Raw genomic sequence first — 15,297 nt, forward strand, 5'->3', positions numbered from 1 at the left:
CGTTTTACATAACGATTCAGCCGATTTTTCCTGCCTATCGGATGGTCGAATTGATTTCAGCCGGTGAAGGCGAAATGGTAAATACATGCCTTCCCGTTCCCGCGTCAACGCGGTTATTTCCGTACTTTGCTGTGTCCTTTTCCTCACCAGCTGCGGTTCTCCAATAACCCAACAGGCCTCCCGGGCGGGCCACGCAGTTGCAGGTTTCTTTGCCAATACATCCTCTGCCCGAAGCGAAGGCTCCATGCAGGTCGCACGGGTTGCTGATTACAGTGCAGTTCCTGCAGTCCAGGCTCCTATCACCGCGATGGTGCTCAAACCACAACCTCGCGTTAATTGCGAAAAGACCAAATGCGTAGCCTTGACCTTTGATGATGGTCCAGGGAAGTACACCGCATCATTACTGGACATGTTGGCCAGGGAAAACGTCCCCGCAACTTTCTACATGCTCGGGCAGAACGTTGCCAATTTTCATGGCGCGATAAATCGCATGGCGTACGAGGGACACCAGCTGGGCAATCATACTTTTGACCACCGAAGTCTGACCGGTTTGTCCGCAGAAGAAATCAAGAATGAAATCTCCGCAACCGAATCGGCCATCCGCAAGGCGACCGGATTGACGCCGGATACTTTACGCCCGCCGTATGGGGCTCATAATTCTGCCGTTGACCAACTGGTGAATACACCGATGGTGCTCTGGGATGTTGACACCTTAGATTGGCAGCATCATGATCCGAAGAAAACCGTAGATCTCGCGTTGGCGCAGGCACACCCCGGGTCGATCATCTTGATGCACGACATCCATGACAGCTCGGTCAAAGCAGTGCCGGAACTGGTCAAGCGGCTCAAACATGAAAACTACACCTTGGTGACGGTCAATGAACTATTCGAGGGAACGAATTTTGGCGGCAAAACCGCCTACACTCGGCGCTAGCGTTTTACACATTCAGCGCCATCTTACGTAAAAAAACCCACTCAAAAACAGATAAACCCAAAAGTTCTTCACAAATTCGCTTGACGACCCCACACAATCGGACATAAAGTCATGGAAACACAGATTCGTGTGTTGCATGTCATGACTTTATGGAGGCGTAGATGTTTGCCGAGGAAAGACATCGGCTAATCACCGATCAGCTTGCCGCCGAGGGGAAAGTAACCGTCGCGCAACTGGCTGAACGCTTTGAGATTACCGCGGAGACCGTTCGCCGTGATCTAGCCCAGCTGGAGTCTGAAAATCTCTTGCGTCGTGTACATGGTGGAGCGGTCTCCATCAGTGAGGCAAGCACCCGCGAAGAAAGCTATATGGCACGCACCGCCATCCATGCCGAAGCCAAGGCGCGTATCGCGCAACGTGCACTCAGCCTGCTACCGGTCTCCGACGCTTCGGTCATCTTAGATGCCGGAACCACCACAGAATTCCTCGCCGAACGCATGGTCAAAACCAATGCAGGGTCCGGACTCGTGGTGATCACCCACGCACTGCCCATCGCCACGGCACTGGTGCAAAGCCCAGAGATTGCCTTGGAACTGATTGGCGGACGAGTTCGCGGAATTACCGGTGCCACCAGCGGTGCACGCACTGCGCAGGAATACTCCAACTATCGCGCCGACATTGCTTTTATCGGAACCAATGCCCTGCATGCCGATTTTGCCTTGAGCACGCCTGACCCCTTGGAAGCCGCCGTTAAAACCGCCTTGATCGCGAGCGCACGCCGTGTTGTGCTCCTCGCCGACAGCTCAAAATTTGACCAAGAAACCCTGGTTCGCTTCGCCCGCCTGGATGCCATAGACACCCTAGTGACCGACAGTGCACCGCAAGGCGATCTCGCTGCTGCCTTGGAACTGGCCGAAGTGGAGGTAGTTGTCGCATGATCATCACACTGACCTGCAACCCGGCCTTGGATAAGACCATTGAATTACAAGAGCCTCTGGCTCACGGAGCTGTCCAACGCGCCGCAACCAGTCATACTCAGGCCGCCGGCAAAGGAGTAAACGTGAGCCGGGCGCTTTCCGTGGCTGGAGCCAAGACTCACGCGCTGCTACCCGGCGGAACTAATGATCCGCTCATCGCCGCGCTACGTGGTGACGGACTGAATTTCACTTCACTGCCCATCGATGAATCGTTGCGCACCAACATTACCTTGACCGACCCGGATGGCACCACCACCAAAATCAACGAGTTAGGCCCGACGTTGAGCGCCGAGGCAGTGTCTGCATTGAGTGCGTTAGTACTTGAGGCAAGCGCCGAAGCCACTTGGCTGGTGATGGCCGGATCCCTGCCCCCAGGAGTACCTGCAGACTTCTATGCGCAGCTCACCGCCACGCTTCGCGATTCGCTGGGCACCAAATGTCCGAAGATCGCAGTGGACACCTCCGGAGAACCGTTGCGCCAGCTTTACGCCCACACCGCACACCACATCCCAGACCTCATCAAGCCAAACGCCGAGGAGTTGGCAGATCTTGTCGGTGCCAGACTCAGTGAAAAACAGCTTGAAACTTCCGCGCAGCTGACCGCAGAGACCTGCCAAGCTTTGCTTGAGCGCGGGACCGGTGCCGTGTTGGCAACGCTCGGAGCCCACGGTGCGGTGCTGGCCACCAGCCAAGGGGCATGGCATGGCTGGCATGAACCCATCGCCGCCCGGAGCACCGTGGGAGCTGGAGATTCTTCGCTGGCAGGATTCCTGTTGGCAGCCATTTCTCAGGGCTCATCAGAACAATGTCTTAAGTCAGCCATCGCCTACGGGGCGGCGGCAACTTCGCTCCCCGGTTCGACTATCCCCTCACCATCTGACCTCACCGCGGACGCCGTCACCGTCGTCTCACTCAACCCAAGGCAAGGATCATAGCAATGAGCGACCTGATCACCACCCAGCTCGTCACCCTCGACGCACACTTGGGCACCTCAACCACCGAGGTGATCAATCACCTGGCGAACCTGGTGGCCAAGGCCTCCCGCGCTACCGATGCATCGGCCCTCGCCGAACACGCATTGGCCCGTGAAGCAAAAACCGCCACGGGAGTACCCGGCGGCATCGCGATTCCGCACTGTCGCTCGGCCGCCGTCACCACCCCCACCCTGGCCATGGCACGACTGGCTACCCCGGTAGATTTCGGGGCCAAAGATGGTCCAGCAGATCTGATCTTCTTTATCGCTGCCCCAGAGGGCGCCGATAAAGAGCATTTGAAGCTGCTCTCCAAATTGGCTCGCGCGTTGGTGAAGAAGACCTTCACCGCAGCACTTCGCGAGGCAACCAGCGCCAGTGAAATCGTCGCGTTAGTCTCCGCGGTTATCTCCGATAATCCAACGGTTCCTGCCGCCGCCACGGTAGCCGCGCCGGCACCAACCACCGACCCCTCACGCGCAAGGGTCTCCAAGATCGTGGCGGTCACCGCCTGCCCCACCGGCATTGCCCACACCTATATGGCAGCCGACTCGTTGGCACAAACCGCCGAAGAGCTTGGCATTGATTTTGCGGTGGAAACTCAGGGCTCTTCCGGTTCCACCGCGTTGGATCCTGCAATTATTGAAGCTGCCGACGCGGTGATCTTCGCCGTCGACGTTGATGTGCGTGACCGTGCACGTTTTGCCGGCAAGCCGTTGATTCAGGTTCCGGTTAAACGCGGTATCGACGAGCCTGAGAAGCTTCTCAAGGATGCCATCGCGGCAGCGAGTGATCCGCAAGCGCGCCGGGTGCCTTCCGCTACGGCCTCGGCCGAATCGGAACAGACCAGTGACAAGCAAGGCTTCGGCGCACAGCTCAAGCGCGCGCTGCTGACCGGCGTTTCCTACATGATTCCGTTCGTGGCCGGCGGCGGCTTGCTGATTGCATTGGGCTTCCTGCTCGGCGGTTACGCGATCACCGACGTGGCAGACAAGTATTTGACCGATAACACGCTGTTCAACCTGCCAGATGCAGGACTCATGGCCTACCTTGGAGCCGTCGCATATAAGATCGGTGGCCTCTCCATGGGCTTCCTGGTTCCCGCTCTGGCCGGTTACATCGCTTATGCGTACGCAGACCGCCCAGGTATTGCCCCGGGCTTCACCGCAGGTGCGGTGGCGGGCTTCATGGGTGCCGGGTTCCTTGGCGGTATCGTCGGTGGTTTGATTGCCGGTTTGGCCGCTCGCTGGGTCAGCTCCTGGAAGGTTCCACGCTGGTTGCGTGGTCTGATGCCAGTGGTGATCGTGCCGCTGCTCGCGTCCATCATCGCCTCGGGTCTGATGATCCTCTTCTTGGGCGGACCGATTGCGAAACTCACCGAAGCACTCAATTCATGGCTCTCGGGTATGTCGGGTACCGCTGCTGCGATTCTTGGTTTGATCCTTGGACTCATGATGGCCATCGACTTGGGCGGTCCGGTTAATAAGGTCGCCTACGCCTTCGCGGTGGCAGGACTGGGCGCTGGTTCACTGACGGAAAATCCTGCCCCACTGATGATCATGGCAGCTGTCATGGCCGCGGGCATGGTGCCACCATTGGCTATGGCCTTGGCTACGACGGTTTCCCCGAAGCTATTCACCGGAGCCGAACGCGAAAACGGCAAGGCTGCCTGGTTGCTCGGTGCCGCGTTCATCTCCGAAGGTGCTATCCCCTTCGCCGCGGCGGACCCACTGCGTGTCATCCCTGCCTCGATGGTGGGCGCCGGAGTGACCGGTTCGTTGATTATGACCTTTGATGTGGTCAGTCAGGCACCGCACGGCGGAGCTTTTGTCTTCTTCGCGATGAATAACACCTGGCCAATGTTCTTGTTAGCCACCGTCATTGGTACGCTCATCTCCGCTGCACTGGTGATTATTCTGAAGAAGTTTGTTCGTAAGGCTGCAGCGCCAAATGTTGAAAGCGTCAAGGTTGCAGCATGAGTACGCACAAGGTAGAAAAGTTTTCCGGGGTAGGCGTCAGTGCAGGCCGGGTCATCGGTACCGTACGTCGCATGCCCGATGCGATCCAAGCCCCCGCCGACGGTGCGCCGCTTCCTGCCGGTGCCACTATCGACAGTGAAACCGCCCGTTTGGCCGAGGCCACCCAAGCGGTTGCCGCGCAGCTCAAGGCACGCGCCGCACTGGCTACCGGAGACGCGCAAGCGGTGCTCAAGGCCACCGCACTCATGGCCAGCGACAAAAGCTTACTGAAGTCGGCGACGAAGCTGGTGTCCTCGGGCACCTGTGCGGAGTCGGCTCTCTGGGAAGCCGCCGATGCGGTAGCCACCCAGCTGTCCGCACTCGGTGGCTACATGGCCGAACGCGCCGGAGACGTACTTGATGTTCGCGCCCGTATCGTGGCCGAGCTACGTGGGGTTCCTGCCCCGGGTATCCCCGATTCGGAAACCCCCTTTGTACTCGTGGCCGTTGACCTGGCCCCGGCAGATACCGCTACCCTGGATCCGGCGAAGGTCTTGGCCCTGGTAACCAGCGATGGCGGGCCACAGTCCCACACCGCGATTATTGCCCGCTCCTTGGGATTGCCAGCTATCGTGGCGGCCAGTGATACCACCGCCCTGGCTGATGGCGACGTAGTCTACGTGGACGGAATCGACGGCCTCGTGGTGCGCAACCCAACCGAGGTTGAGTCCGCGACCGCACGCACCTACGCAAATCGTGAGCAGCTTCCGGAATTTGATGGCCGTGGAGTACTGGCTGATGGTCACCGCGTTCCTCTGTTAGCCAATGTCGGTAGCGGCACCGACGCGCAGGCTGCGGCCAAGGCAGGCGCCGAAGGTGTAGGCCTATTGCGCACCGAGTTCTGTTTCTTAGGACGAGAGAAGGAACCGTCCCATGAGGAACAGGTAGCCGCCTATGGTGCGGTCTTTGAGGCCTTCGCGCAGAAGAAGGTCGTGGTCCGCACGCTGGATGCGGGGGCTGACAAGCCGTTGCCGTTCCTCAGTGATTCGACGGAGCCAAATCCGGCACTCGGTGTTCGCGGCTACCGCACGGACACCACTAGCCCCGGAGTCCTCGCCCGTCAGCTCACGGCGATCTCCGAGGCCGCCGCTGACCACCAGGCCGAGGTCTGGACCATGGCACCAATGATCTCTACGCCTGCCGAGGCCCAAGATTTTGCGGCACTGGTGAGCACGGCGAACCTCGCAACCGCTGGAGTGATGATTGAGGTTCCCTCGGCCGCACTGATGGCCGAGCGGATCTTGGAACGCTGCGATTTTGTATCTATCGGAACCAACGATCTCACGCAATACACGATGGCCGCGGATAGGCAGCTGGGGTCATTGGCTGAACTGAACGACCCTTGGCAGCCGGCCGTGTTGCACATGATCGCGGCCACCAGTGCCGGGGCACAAGGCGCCGGCGCTAAACCGGTGGGAGTATGCGGCGAAGCCGCGGCAGATCCTGCGCTCGCGGTAGTGCTGGTAGGACTGGGTGTCAATACCTTGTCCATGAATAAGCGCGCGCTTTCCCCGGTCGCCGCGGTGCTGCGCACCGTGGACTTGGCTACCGCTCAAAAATTGGCGCAGCTTGCCTTGCGGGCAGCATCAGCAGAGGAAGCCCGAAGTCTGGTGCGCGCCCAGCTGCCCGAATTGGATCGCTTCGGACTCTAACAACTCCAAGGTCATCTGCCTTAGGATTTTGAATTACCACCTATGTTAAAAGGAGCCGTCATGGCAGAACGTACAGCAATCATTGGAAGTCGAGTTGGCCTTCACGCCCGTCCGGCTGCAATCTTCGCCGAAGCCGCCGGCGAGCTTCCGGTTGAGGTCACCATCGCGTTGGAAACAGAACCCGCCGAGGACGCATTGGATGCTTCAAGCATTCTGTCGCTCATGGGCTTGGGTGCCGAATACGGCACCAAGGTTGTGTTGCGCGCCGAGGGTGAAGGAGCCGAAGAGGCTCTGGATCAGTTGGTGAAAATCTTGGAGATTGACCACGACTCGGAGTAAAACACCTTGTTCATGCAAAGTCCGCGCTTGACCTTTAACGGTGAGGCGCGGGCTTTGGTTTTAATTCCAGATTACTGATTGACAAAATTCAATCAGTGGATGGATGATTGATCCTACGCGCAAGTTGTAGGAGCTTCTCATGGGTAGGTTGCATGACTCAATGCTGCGCCTCGTTAAGCCATTCACCCACAGGGACTATGCGCTCTTAGCGAGCGCATTAATTATTTCCACCTTTGCCGCCGGCATGTGGGCGGTGGCAATGGTCTATCAGGTGCGTCGCTTAGGCGGCGGGCCCCTAGAGCTGTCCGTGGTGGCCACCTCAAACGCTGTGGGGCTACTTGCCTTAGTGCTGCTCGGCGGCATTTTGGCCGACAGATATTCCTGTCGAAAAATAGTCATCTTGGTACAGCTACTGTTGGTGCTCATCATGAGCGTGACAGCCCTATTGGCACTGACTGGTGCCATCACCCTATGGCATCTCATGCTCACCAGCTTCCTCGCCGGTGCCGGATCAGCATTCTTCTTCCCGGCATATTCCGCACTACTGCCTCGCATCTTGCCCCCGAAGGATCTACTGGCCGCCAACGGTCTTGAGGGTACGGTCCGGCCGGTAGTGCACACGGCTCTGGGACCGATGGTTGCGGGTTTTCTTGTTGCCGCGATTTCCCCGGCGCACGCAATTGCCGGAATCGCGCTGTGTCATGTGATCGCTATCTTTGTTCTGCGCCGCATAGCGCACCGCAAAGAATACGACGCCCCGGAGCCTGCCGACTCTACAGTTGTAGCGCCCAGCGTACTGCGCCAGTTACGCGAAGGCGTGGGCTATACGATGCGTACCAGCTGGTTGCGTTGGACGCTGATCTTTTCGGTGATTTCAGTATTCACCTTTATTGGACCTTTTGAGGTGCTGCTGCCATTTATCGTCAGCGATCATCTGGGCGGGGATGCAAAACTCTTTGGCTACACGCTGGCCTTCTTCGGGGCCGGTTCGGCGATCGGTTCGTTGTTGATCGCCTCGGCGAAGTTCCCACGTCGATACCTGACTCTAATGACCGCTTGCTGGTGTTTAGGCACATTGCCGCTGGCCGCGGTGGGATACGTGGATGCCGCGTGGATGTTGTTCGCGATTCTCTTACTTTTCGGCATTACCGATTCGGCCGGAATGGTCATCTGGGGAACCTTATTGCAACGCCGGGTGCCGAAACATTTATTAGGTCGTATTTCCAGCCTGGATTTCTTTGTTTCCTTGGCATTGATGCCCTTGTCCATGGCTGTGGCCGGCCCGCTAAGCCATGTGTTGAGCCTGCAAAGTATTTTTGTGATCGCAGGGACCGCCTCGCCAATCTTCGGGCTGCTCGCTTGGTGGGCTGGACGTTTTGCTCACGATGAAATTGACCATCCGTTGCACTCAACATCGGAAACGCAGGCAAGCTTATAGCTAGCGCCTTGACCCTCACCGCGTTCCCTATGCACTGGCTACGAAGTCACTGAGCGAAGGCGTGGCAGTTTTGCGTCGCCACCGGATGAGCGAGAAGCTGAATAGATGAGCATGTCTTCCCGCGTCACCCCTCGGCTCAGCGCACTGCTTCTTGGCATTCTCCTGCTCGCAGGTTGCGCCTCCCAGCCATCCGAACCACAGCCCGAGCCCGTTGCCACGCCACCTGCAGTGGACTGCGCAACCACCAAATGCGTCGCGCTAACCTTCGATGATGGCCCCGGAGAGTACACAAATCGCCTACTCGATGAATTGTCCGAACAGCACACGCCGGCCACATTCTTTGTACTGGGCAAGAACGTGAAGAAATACCCCAAGACGCTTAAGCGCATGGTTGACGAGGGGCACCAAATAGGCAGCCACACCTTTGACCATAAAGACATCACAAAGTTAACCGCCGAGGGCATTGAACACGAAGTGCAGTGGACCGATGAGGCAATTGAACAAGCAGCCGGCGTGAAACCGCAAATTCTTCGTCCGCCTTATGGCGCCCACGGCGCCGTCTATGACCGGCTGATCCCCTATCCACTGGTGTTGTGGGACGTTGACACGCTGGATTGGAAACACCACGACCCACAAAAGACCGTCAGAATTGCCCTCGAAGAAGCCAAGCCCGGCTCGATTATTTTGATGCATGACATCCACGAGAGCTCGGTCAAAGCGGTGCCGCAACTAGTGAGCAAACTTCACGATGCCGGATACACCCTGGTCACCGTGGACCAGCTATTTGCCGGAACTGACTTTAAGCCAGCAAAGGCCTACGACCATCGATTTAAGACGAATCCCTAAGGGGCCTGCTCGGCATAAAATCTGAGCTGATCAAGCATGTCCCCTTCGGCTTCACGGACCGACCTGGCAAGCTCTTCACACTCTTGAACGCCTAAATCCGGGTTAATTACCGCAACCTGAAGCACCACTTCGGTGTATCCGGCATCGTCTTTCAGATCAAAACGATAGGACAAGCCATCCGGGTTCTCAGAGGTATGTGCCACGAGCAAACGATTTTCGATTAGATCATGGATTTCATAACGTCGCTCGTGTCCACCCACCCGATAGATCAAATTCGTGCCAACGCGCAACTGCACGTCGTCCGAATGCATGGTGGCGATACCCGGCATCCACAAGGGAGCCGCGCTCCAATCGGTCAACAATTCCCAGACACGGTGCACCGGCAAGTGAATCACCACGGTGCTTTCAAAAACACTGAACTGGCTCATACTCGAATCGTCCCACTCCCATGCATTTAATGGAATACCACCGCTCAACTCGCTTGACCCTCGGCCCCAAAAAACAGAAAAGCCAACCGGTGCGCGGGAGCGCGCATCGATTGGCTTATGCAGTTGTTGTACTGGGTTTACCAGTCTTCTGCGTCGTCGGCCTCGGAAGTCCCCAACTCGGGTTCCTGCTCTTGGTCGAAGTTGTACCAAGCTTCGGTGAAGCCAACCATCTCATCCAGTGCTTCTTGCTGATCTTCGTCGAGGGCTTCTAGCGCCTCGGCATTGTTCAGGATTGCGCTGATTGCCACAAAAGGGTGACGTTCAAAGTAGTCCAGTGGAGTCGCTTCACGAGTGAAGGTCAGGTTTTCACTTTGCGCAAAGAGATCAATGTATTGCGCAACGGCAGCCGGCATACGGGTCAGACTAATACCGGAAAGGGACTCGTTGTAAATTTCGGCAGTGGCATCAGCCCACTGCTCAATGAGCTCTTCGCTCATTTGTGCCATCAGATTCTCCGCCTTGGTGCGTAGGTTTGGGAATGCTCACATCTTGGGTAAGAATTCAGCTTAAACCTTCAGAACGAGCATGCCAAGACGATCAAGGTGTGATTTATCCTTGGTCGGCCTACTACCATCGGCGAACAGCGAGTCGCTACTGACCGACGGTAGTCCGACGCAGCAGGACTTAGTAGGCTTTCACTCCTTGCTCAACGATCAGGTGGATCAGGGCAAAGGTCTTGTCATTGTCGATTGCGGCGAGCGCCGCGTCCACGGCGGCAGGAACATCAGCATCGTTCTCCACGCGCACTCCGTAGCCACCAAAGGACTGTGCCATCAAAGCGAAGTCCGGGTTTTTCAGCTGGGTACCGGAGACGCGATCCGGGTACTGGCGTTCCTGGTGGGTACGGATAGTGCCGTACTGCTGATTATCCATGACAACCACCAGCGGGGTGGCACCGTACTGGGCTGCGGTAGCTAGCTCTTGGCCGTTCATCATGAACTCACCATCACCGGCAATACTCACCACGCGGCGCTGTGGGTAGGACAATGACGCGGCCACCGCCGAAGGGATCGAGTAACCCATCGAGCCGTTACGTGCCGAAAGCATCGAGGCGTAGCCATTGGTGGGGAAATAGCGGTGCGCCCAGTTGGTGTGTTCGCCGGCGCCGAAGGTGACCATGGCATCTTCGGGAAGCGCGGTAACCAGATTCGCCATCAAGGTATCCATCTTTGCTTGGCCTGTTGTAGGCGTTGCTGGAGGCAACTGGGCAAACTTTTCTTGTTCGCCGCGCATGCGCCCGGTCCATTCACGCCATGAATCTTTCACCGGCAGGTCCATCAGCAACAGGTCACGAACGAAGACGTCAGGTTTAGCCACGATCTGATGAGAGACCGGACCGGAACGGCCCCGTAGTGAAGGGTCGATGGTGACCAGGAAGTTCTTCTTGTCCCAGTTTTGACGGACGTTAAATCCATCGGTGATCACGTCTCCCGGCACGGTACCGACGAAGATCAATAGGTCTGTTTCTTCCAGCAGGTCGTAGGTTGGCTTGGGCCGGCCGTACCCAATTGGCCCAACATAGGACGGGGAGTTAAACGGTACGGTGCCTTCGCAACGCCACTCGGCTGCCGCCGGCAGGTCATGCTCTTCGAGCCAGCGGGTAAAGTCAGCGGCACCTTCGTGGGTCCAGTCATTACCGCCGAAGATAAACAGTGGCTTATCCGCTTCCTGCAGTGCGCCGTGCAGCGCCTTCCAATCGGTGACGGTCATGCCACCGGTGGCCACCGGGATTTCCGGGTGCAGCGTGGCGGAAACCTCGCGGGTGATGATGTCTTCGGGCAGACCAACAACTACCGGACCAGGGCGGCCGGACATCGCAGCAAACATCGCTTCGGCGACGACTTCGGAGGCTCGATCTGGGTGATCCAAGACCATCACACGTTTAGCTCCGGTACCGAACCAGGCCCGCGGATCAAACTCCTGGAAGGCTTCCTTGCCGCGGTGCTCAAAAGGAATCAGGCCTACGAACAGCACCAAAGGGGTGGAGTCCTGCCATGCGGTGTGCAGTCCTACGTGGGCATTGGCGGCGCCCGGACCACGGGTGACCATCGCGATGCCCGGACGCTGGTGCATTTTTCCTTCTGCCTCGGCCATGTACGTGGCTCCGCCTTCGTGGCGGCAAACAACTGTGTCAATAGTCGAATTATGCAGACCATCAAGGACGTCTAGGTAGCTTTCCCCGGGGACAACGTAGGCACGCTCCACGCCATGGGCTACAAGGGTGTCAACAATGACATGTCCGGCCGACTTCTTTGTCGACGGCTGACCATTTTCACTCATCTTTTTGGCGTCTTTCTATCGAATAAAAGTCTTGGTTCGCAGATACGAAAAAAGGTGCCACAAGGCACCAGATGCAACGTTGCGTCGTCGTGAAACAGTACTAGAGGCCGGTGAGCAATGCACGAAGTTACGCATTTACTACGCAAATATGACATCTTGCTTAGAAGGACTGCATATCATCGGGCAAATTGTCTATAAATTTCCCACCGATAAGTCAGTGTGTTGCATCACAGCCACAATCGCGGTCTACCGCTCCGTGGCACCCTCAGGGCCATGTGGAACCAAGTCCCTTCATGAAGGCAGTAACGAGCGTGAAGTGTTTGACGACACATCCATCCAGCCAATAGCCTATTGAACAACTAATGTTTCCTCTCGGTAACCCTCGACTTTCCGACCTCATAGAACACGAGCCCAATTCATGGAATACATCAACGGAGTAATCGTTGCAGCGTACCTAGCGGCAATGCTGCTCTTCGGGTGGTGGGGCAAGTCCCGCACCAAAAACAGTAGTGACTACCTCGTCGCCGGACGCCGGCTCGGCCCGTTCCTCTACACCGGCACCATGGCGGCAGTAGTATTGGGCGGCGCGTCGACAGTGGGTGGCGTAGGGCTGGGATATAAATGGGGCATCTCAGGCATGTGGCTAGTAGTTGCCATCGGGGCCGGAGTGATCTTATTGTCCCTGGCTTTTGCCCCTACCTTGCAGCGGCTCAAGGTCTTCACCGTTTCGCAAATGCTCACGCTACGCTATGGCAGCAAGTCCGCCACCAACACTTCGGGCATTGTCATGCTCGCTTACACCTTGATGCTCTGCGCGACATCAACCAGCGCGTATGCGACGATCTTTGTGGTTCTCTTCGGCTGGGAGAAGTGGCTTGCCATCGCTATTGGCGGCGCCATTGTGGTGGTCTATTCCACCATCGGCGGCATGTGGTCCATTACCCTGGCAGATCAGGTGCAGTTCGTCATTAAAACGGTAGGCATCTTCTGCCTCATGCTGCCTTTTGCATTAAACGCCGCAGGTGGCATGGACGGCATCCGTGAGCGCGTGGATGCAGAGTTCTTCAGCTTCACCGGCATCGGACTGCAATCCATCATCACGTACTTTGTCGTTTACACTCTGGGCCTGCTGATCGGTCAGGATATCTGGCAGCGCGTATTCACTGCGAAGAGCCCCAAGGTCGCCCGCTGGGGCGGAACTACCGCAGGGTTTTACTGCATCATCTATGGTGCTGCGGGAGCCGTTATCGGTATGGCCGCCAAGGTCGCACTGCCAGACATTATCGGGGCAGATATGAATAAGGACGTCGTCTACGCGGAGGTCGCCACCGAGCTGCTACCCGTAGCCGTCGGTGGCTTGGTGATGGCTGCGGCGGTGGCCGCAATGATGTCCACCGCCTCCGGAGCATTGATCGCTGCGGCCACGGTGGCTCGCACCGATGTCACTCCATTTGTTGCCAGCTGGTTTGGCAAGTCCATCAGCGTCAATTCCGATGAGAACCCAGAACATGATGTGCGGGCGAACCGCATCTGGGTACTGGTACTTGGAATCGTGACCGTATCACTGGCAATCCTTGTTGATGATGTGGTCGCCGCGCTCACGATCGCCTATGACATCTTGGTCGGTGGCCTGCTGGTGGCCATCATTGGCGGCTTGCTGTGGAAGCGTGGCAATGGCATTGGCGCAGCAGCGTCAATGGCCGCCGGTACGCTCGTCACATTGGGCACCATGATCATTCTAGAGATCCAGGCCGAACAAAAGTTCGACGGCGTGTACGCCAACGAACCGATTTACTTTGGTCTCATTGCCTCCGCGGTCACCTTCATTGTCATTTCATCGCTCACCAGGCCCACCCCCACGCAGGTCATTGAACATTGGAATCAACGTGTCGCAGGTACCGCCGCAGTTGAAGGCGTCGAAGCAGGCGTCAAGTAATAACTAGTCTCGACCCGTAGGTGAGAAGACAATGCAGGCCCGGCGAAATATTCCGCCGGGCCTGCATTGTTCTTCCCAGAAATTCTCTGGGACGAAAGAGTTAGTCGTTGATCAGATCGTGGCGCACAATGGTCTGATCGCGGTCTGGACCTACGCCAATGGCGGAGATCCGGGTGCCGCTAATCTTCTCGAGAGCCAGAATGTAGTTACGTGCATTTTCTGGCAAATCTTCCATGGTCCGCGCCGCGGAGATATCCTCGGTCCAGCCCGGGAAGTACTCGAAGATCGGCTTCGCGTGGTGGAACTCGGTCTGCGTCATCGGCATCTCGTCGTGGCGCACACCGTCAACGTCGTAGGCCACGCACACTGGGATCTGCTCAATGTTGGTCAACACATCGAGCTTGGTTACGAAGTAATCGGTGAAACCGTTCACGCGCGAGGCGTGGCGGGCCAGCACCGCGTCGTACCAACCACAACGACGTGGGCGTCCGGTGTTCACACCGAATTCTCCGCCGGTGGTCTGCAGGTAGATACCCATATCGTCGAACAGTTCGGTAGGGAACGGTCCGGCACCCACACGGGTGGTGTAAGCCTTGATGATACCGATCGAACGGCTGATCCGGGTCGGGCCAATGCCAGAACCGACCGAGGCGCCACCGGCGGTAGGGTTCGAGGAAGTCACAAACGGGTAAGTGCCGTGATCAACGTCCAGGAAGGTTGCTTGGCCGCCCTCCATGAGGACCACCTTGCCCTCATCCAAGGCGTTGTTCAGTTCGAAGGTGGAATCAATCATCAACGGGCGCAACCGGTCCGCATAGGACAGGAAGTACTGCACAATGTCCTCGACGATTACGGTGCGACGGTTGTAGATCTTCACCAGTAGTTCGTTCTTCTGGCGCAGTGCACCTTCAACCTTCTGGCGCAGGATTGATTCGTCAAAGACGTCCTGTACGCGGATGCCTAGGCGTCCCACCTTGTCCATGTAGGCCGGGCCGATGCCGCGTCCGGTGGTGCCAATGGCACGCTTACCCAAGAAACGTTCGGTGACCTTGTCCATGGTCTGGTGGTACGGAGCTACCAGGTGAGCGTTAGCCGAGACGCGCAGTTTCGAGGTGTCGGCGCCGCGAGCTTCCAACCCTTCGATTTCTTCGAAGAGGGCCTCAAGGTTCACCACACAACCGTTACCGATAATCGGAATGGCGTTGGGCGACAGAATGCCGGCCGGAAGGAGCTTTAGCTCGTACTTCTCACCGCCGACAACCACGGTGTGCCCGGCGTTGTTACCGCCGTTTGGCTTGACTACATAGTCGACCTGCCCACCGAGTAGATCGGTAGCCTTGCCTTTACCTTCATCGCCCCACTGGGCTCCGACGATCACGATTGCTGGCATGGGATCCTCCCCCTTGCATAAAGCAGCG

13 protein-coding genes are annotated in these 15,297 nt (G+C 57.5%); 9 read left to right on the forward strand and 4 right to left on the reverse strand.

Going from position 1 to position 15,297, the window contains the following annotated elements; genetic code table 11:
• Window positions 1–85: 85 nt before the first annotated feature.
• The 8 genes from IEX04_RS13220 (at window position 86) to IEX04_RS13255 (ending at window position 9,175) form a co-directional block, all read left to right on the forward strand.
• On the forward strand, window positions 86–934 hold the full coding sequence (locus tag IEX04_RS13220; RefSeq protein WP_188686207.1) for a polysaccharide deacetylase family protein: 849 nt from the start codon (window positions 86–88) through the stop codon (window positions 932–934).
• Window positions 935–1,095: 161 nt separating this feature from the next.
• Window positions 1,096–1,872: a DeoR/GlpR family DNA-binding transcription regulator gene (locus IEX04_RS13225; protein WP_188686208.1), complete on the forward strand. Its 777-nt coding sequence runs from the start codon at window positions 1,096–1,098 to the stop codon at window positions 1,870–1,872.
• Window positions 1,869–2,846: a 1-phosphofructokinase family hexose kinase gene (locus IEX04_RS13230; protein WP_188686210.1), complete on the forward strand. Its 978-nt coding sequence runs from the start codon at window positions 1,869–1,871 to the stop codon at window positions 2,844–2,846. Before IEX04_RS13225 ends, IEX04_RS13230 begins: the two co-directional genes overlap by 4 nt.
• 2 nt (window positions 2,847–2,848) lie before the next feature.
• Window positions 2,849–4,861: a PTS fructose transporter subunit IIABC gene (locus IEX04_RS13235; RefSeq protein WP_188686213.1), complete on the forward strand. Its 2,013-nt coding sequence runs from the start codon at window positions 2,849–2,851 to the stop codon at window positions 4,859–4,861.
• The gene (ptsP, locus tag IEX04_RS13240) at window positions 4,858–6,552 is read left to right on the forward strand and encodes a phosphoenolpyruvate--protein phosphotransferase (protein ID WP_188686214.1); all 1,695 of its coding nucleotides are present in this window, start codon (window positions 4,858–4,860) and stop codon (window positions 6,550–6,552) included. Before IEX04_RS13235 ends, ptsP begins: the two co-directional genes overlap by 4 nt.
• A 60-nt stretch (window positions 6,553–6,612) precedes the next feature.
• Window positions 6,613–6,891 carry an HPr family phosphocarrier protein gene (locus tag IEX04_RS13245; RefSeq protein ID WP_096256270.1) on the forward strand — a complete coding sequence of 93 codons (279 nt, stop codon included), beginning with the start codon at window positions 6,613–6,615 and terminating at the stop codon, window positions 6,889–6,891.
• Between the two features lie 139 nt (window positions 6,892–7,030).
• Entirely contained in the window at window positions 7,031–8,329 is a 1,299-nt protein-coding gene (locus IEX04_RS13250) for an MFS transporter (RefSeq protein WP_188686216.1), read from the forward strand.
• Window positions 8,330–8,434: 105 nt separating this feature from the next.
• Window positions 8,435–9,175 (forward strand): polysaccharide deacetylase family protein, encoded by a 741-nt coding sequence (locus tag IEX04_RS13255; RefSeq protein WP_096256272.1) that lies wholly within the window; start codon window positions 8,435–8,437, stop codon window positions 9,173–9,175.
• On the opposite strand, the gene IEX04_RS13260 is transcribed toward IEX04_RS13255, so the two are convergent.
• From IEX04_RS13260 to IEX04_RS13270, 3 genes are all read right to left on the reverse strand, one after another.
• Entirely contained in the window at window positions 9,172–9,603 is a 432-nt protein-coding gene (locus IEX04_RS13260; protein ID WP_096256273.1) for an SRPBCC family protein, read from the reverse strand. The genes IEX04_RS13255 and IEX04_RS13260 overlap by 4 nt on opposite strands.
• Window positions 9,604–9,740: 137 nt before the next feature.
• A complete protein-coding gene (locus IEX04_RS13265) occupies window positions 9,741–10,109 on the reverse strand; it encodes a hypothetical protein (protein WP_188686218.1) in 369 nt (122 codons plus the stop codon).
• A gap of 178 nt (window positions 10,110–10,287) precedes the next feature.
• Window positions 10,288–11,943, reverse strand: a complete 1,656-nt coding sequence (locus tag IEX04_RS13270; RefSeq protein ID WP_188686220.1) for a thiamine pyrophosphate-dependent enzyme — start codon at window positions 11,941–11,943, stop codon at window positions 10,288–10,290.
• Window positions 11,944–12,361: 418 nt separating this feature from the next.
• On the opposite strand from IEX04_RS13270, the gene IEX04_RS13275 reads away from it, so the two are divergent.
• Window positions 12,362–13,879, forward strand: a complete 1,518-nt coding sequence (locus IEX04_RS13275) for a sodium:solute symporter family protein (RefSeq protein WP_096256276.1) — start codon at window positions 12,362–12,364, stop codon at window positions 13,877–13,879.
• Window positions 13,880–13,979: 100 nt separating this feature from the next.
• Here IEX04_RS13275 and IEX04_RS13280 read toward each other — a convergent pair whose 3' ends face one another.
• Window positions 13,980–15,269, reverse strand: a complete 1,290-nt coding sequence (locus IEX04_RS13280; protein WP_096256277.1) for an adenylosuccinate synthase — start codon at window positions 15,267–15,269, stop codon at window positions 13,980–13,982.
• Window positions 15,270–15,297: the final 28 nt, after the last annotated feature.

Origin of the sequence: Glutamicibacter ardleyensis (assembly GCF_014644555.1) — a bacterium.
Classification (GTDB): Bacteria; Actinomycetota; Actinomycetes; order Actinomycetales; family Micrococcaceae; genus Glutamicibacter; species Glutamicibacter bergerei.

Excerpts from the sequence above, each read along its gene's own strand:
- IEX04_RS13220 (WP_188686207.1), top strand. The coding sequence starts at position 86 with ATGCCTTCCCGTTCCCGCGTCAACGCGGTTATTTCCGTACTTTGCTGT.
- IEX04_RS13225 (WP_188686208.1), top strand. The coding sequence starts at position 1,096 with ATGTTTGCCGAGGAAAGACATCGGCTAATCACCGATCAGCTTGCCGCC.
- IEX04_RS13230 (WP_188686210.1), top strand. The coding sequence starts at position 1,869 with ATGATCATCACACTGACCTGCAACCCGGCCTTGGATAAGACCATTGAA.
- IEX04_RS13235 (WP_188686213.1), top strand. The coding sequence starts at position 2,849 with ATGAGCGACCTGATCACCACCCAGCTCGTCACCCTCGACGCACACTTG.
- ptsP (WP_188686214.1), top strand. The coding sequence starts at position 4,858 with ATGAGTACGCACAAGGTAGAAAAGTTTTCCGGGGTAGGCGTCAGTGCA.
- IEX04_RS13245 (WP_096256270.1), top strand. The coding sequence starts at position 6,613 with ATGGCAGAACGTACAGCAATCATTGGAAGTCGAGTTGGCCTTCACGCC.
- IEX04_RS13250 (WP_188686216.1), top strand. The coding sequence starts at position 7,031 with ATGGGTAGGTTGCATGACTCAATGCTGCGCCTCGTTAAGCCATTCACC.
- IEX04_RS13255 (WP_096256272.1), top strand. The coding sequence starts at position 8,435 with ATGAGCATGTCTTCCCGCGTCACCCCTCGGCTCAGCGCACTGCTTCTT.
- IEX04_RS13260 (WP_096256273.1), bottom strand. The coding sequence starts at position 9,603 with ATGAGCCAGTTCAGTGTTTTTGAAAGCACCGTGGTGATTCACTTGCCG.
- IEX04_RS13265 (WP_188686218.1), bottom strand. The coding sequence starts at position 10,109 with ATGGCACAAATGAGCGAAGAGCTCATTGAGCAGTGGGCTGATGCCACT.
- IEX04_RS13270 (WP_188686220.1), bottom strand. The coding sequence starts at position 11,943 with ATGAGTGAAAATGGTCAGCCGTCGACAAAGAAGTCGGCCGGACATGTC.
- IEX04_RS13275 (WP_096256276.1), top strand. The coding sequence starts at position 12,362 with ATGGAATACATCAACGGAGTAATCGTTGCAGCGTACCTAGCGGCAATG.
- IEX04_RS13280 (WP_096256277.1), bottom strand. The coding sequence starts at position 15,269 with ATGCCAGCAATCGTGATCGTCGGAGCCCAGTGGGGCGATGAAGGTAAA.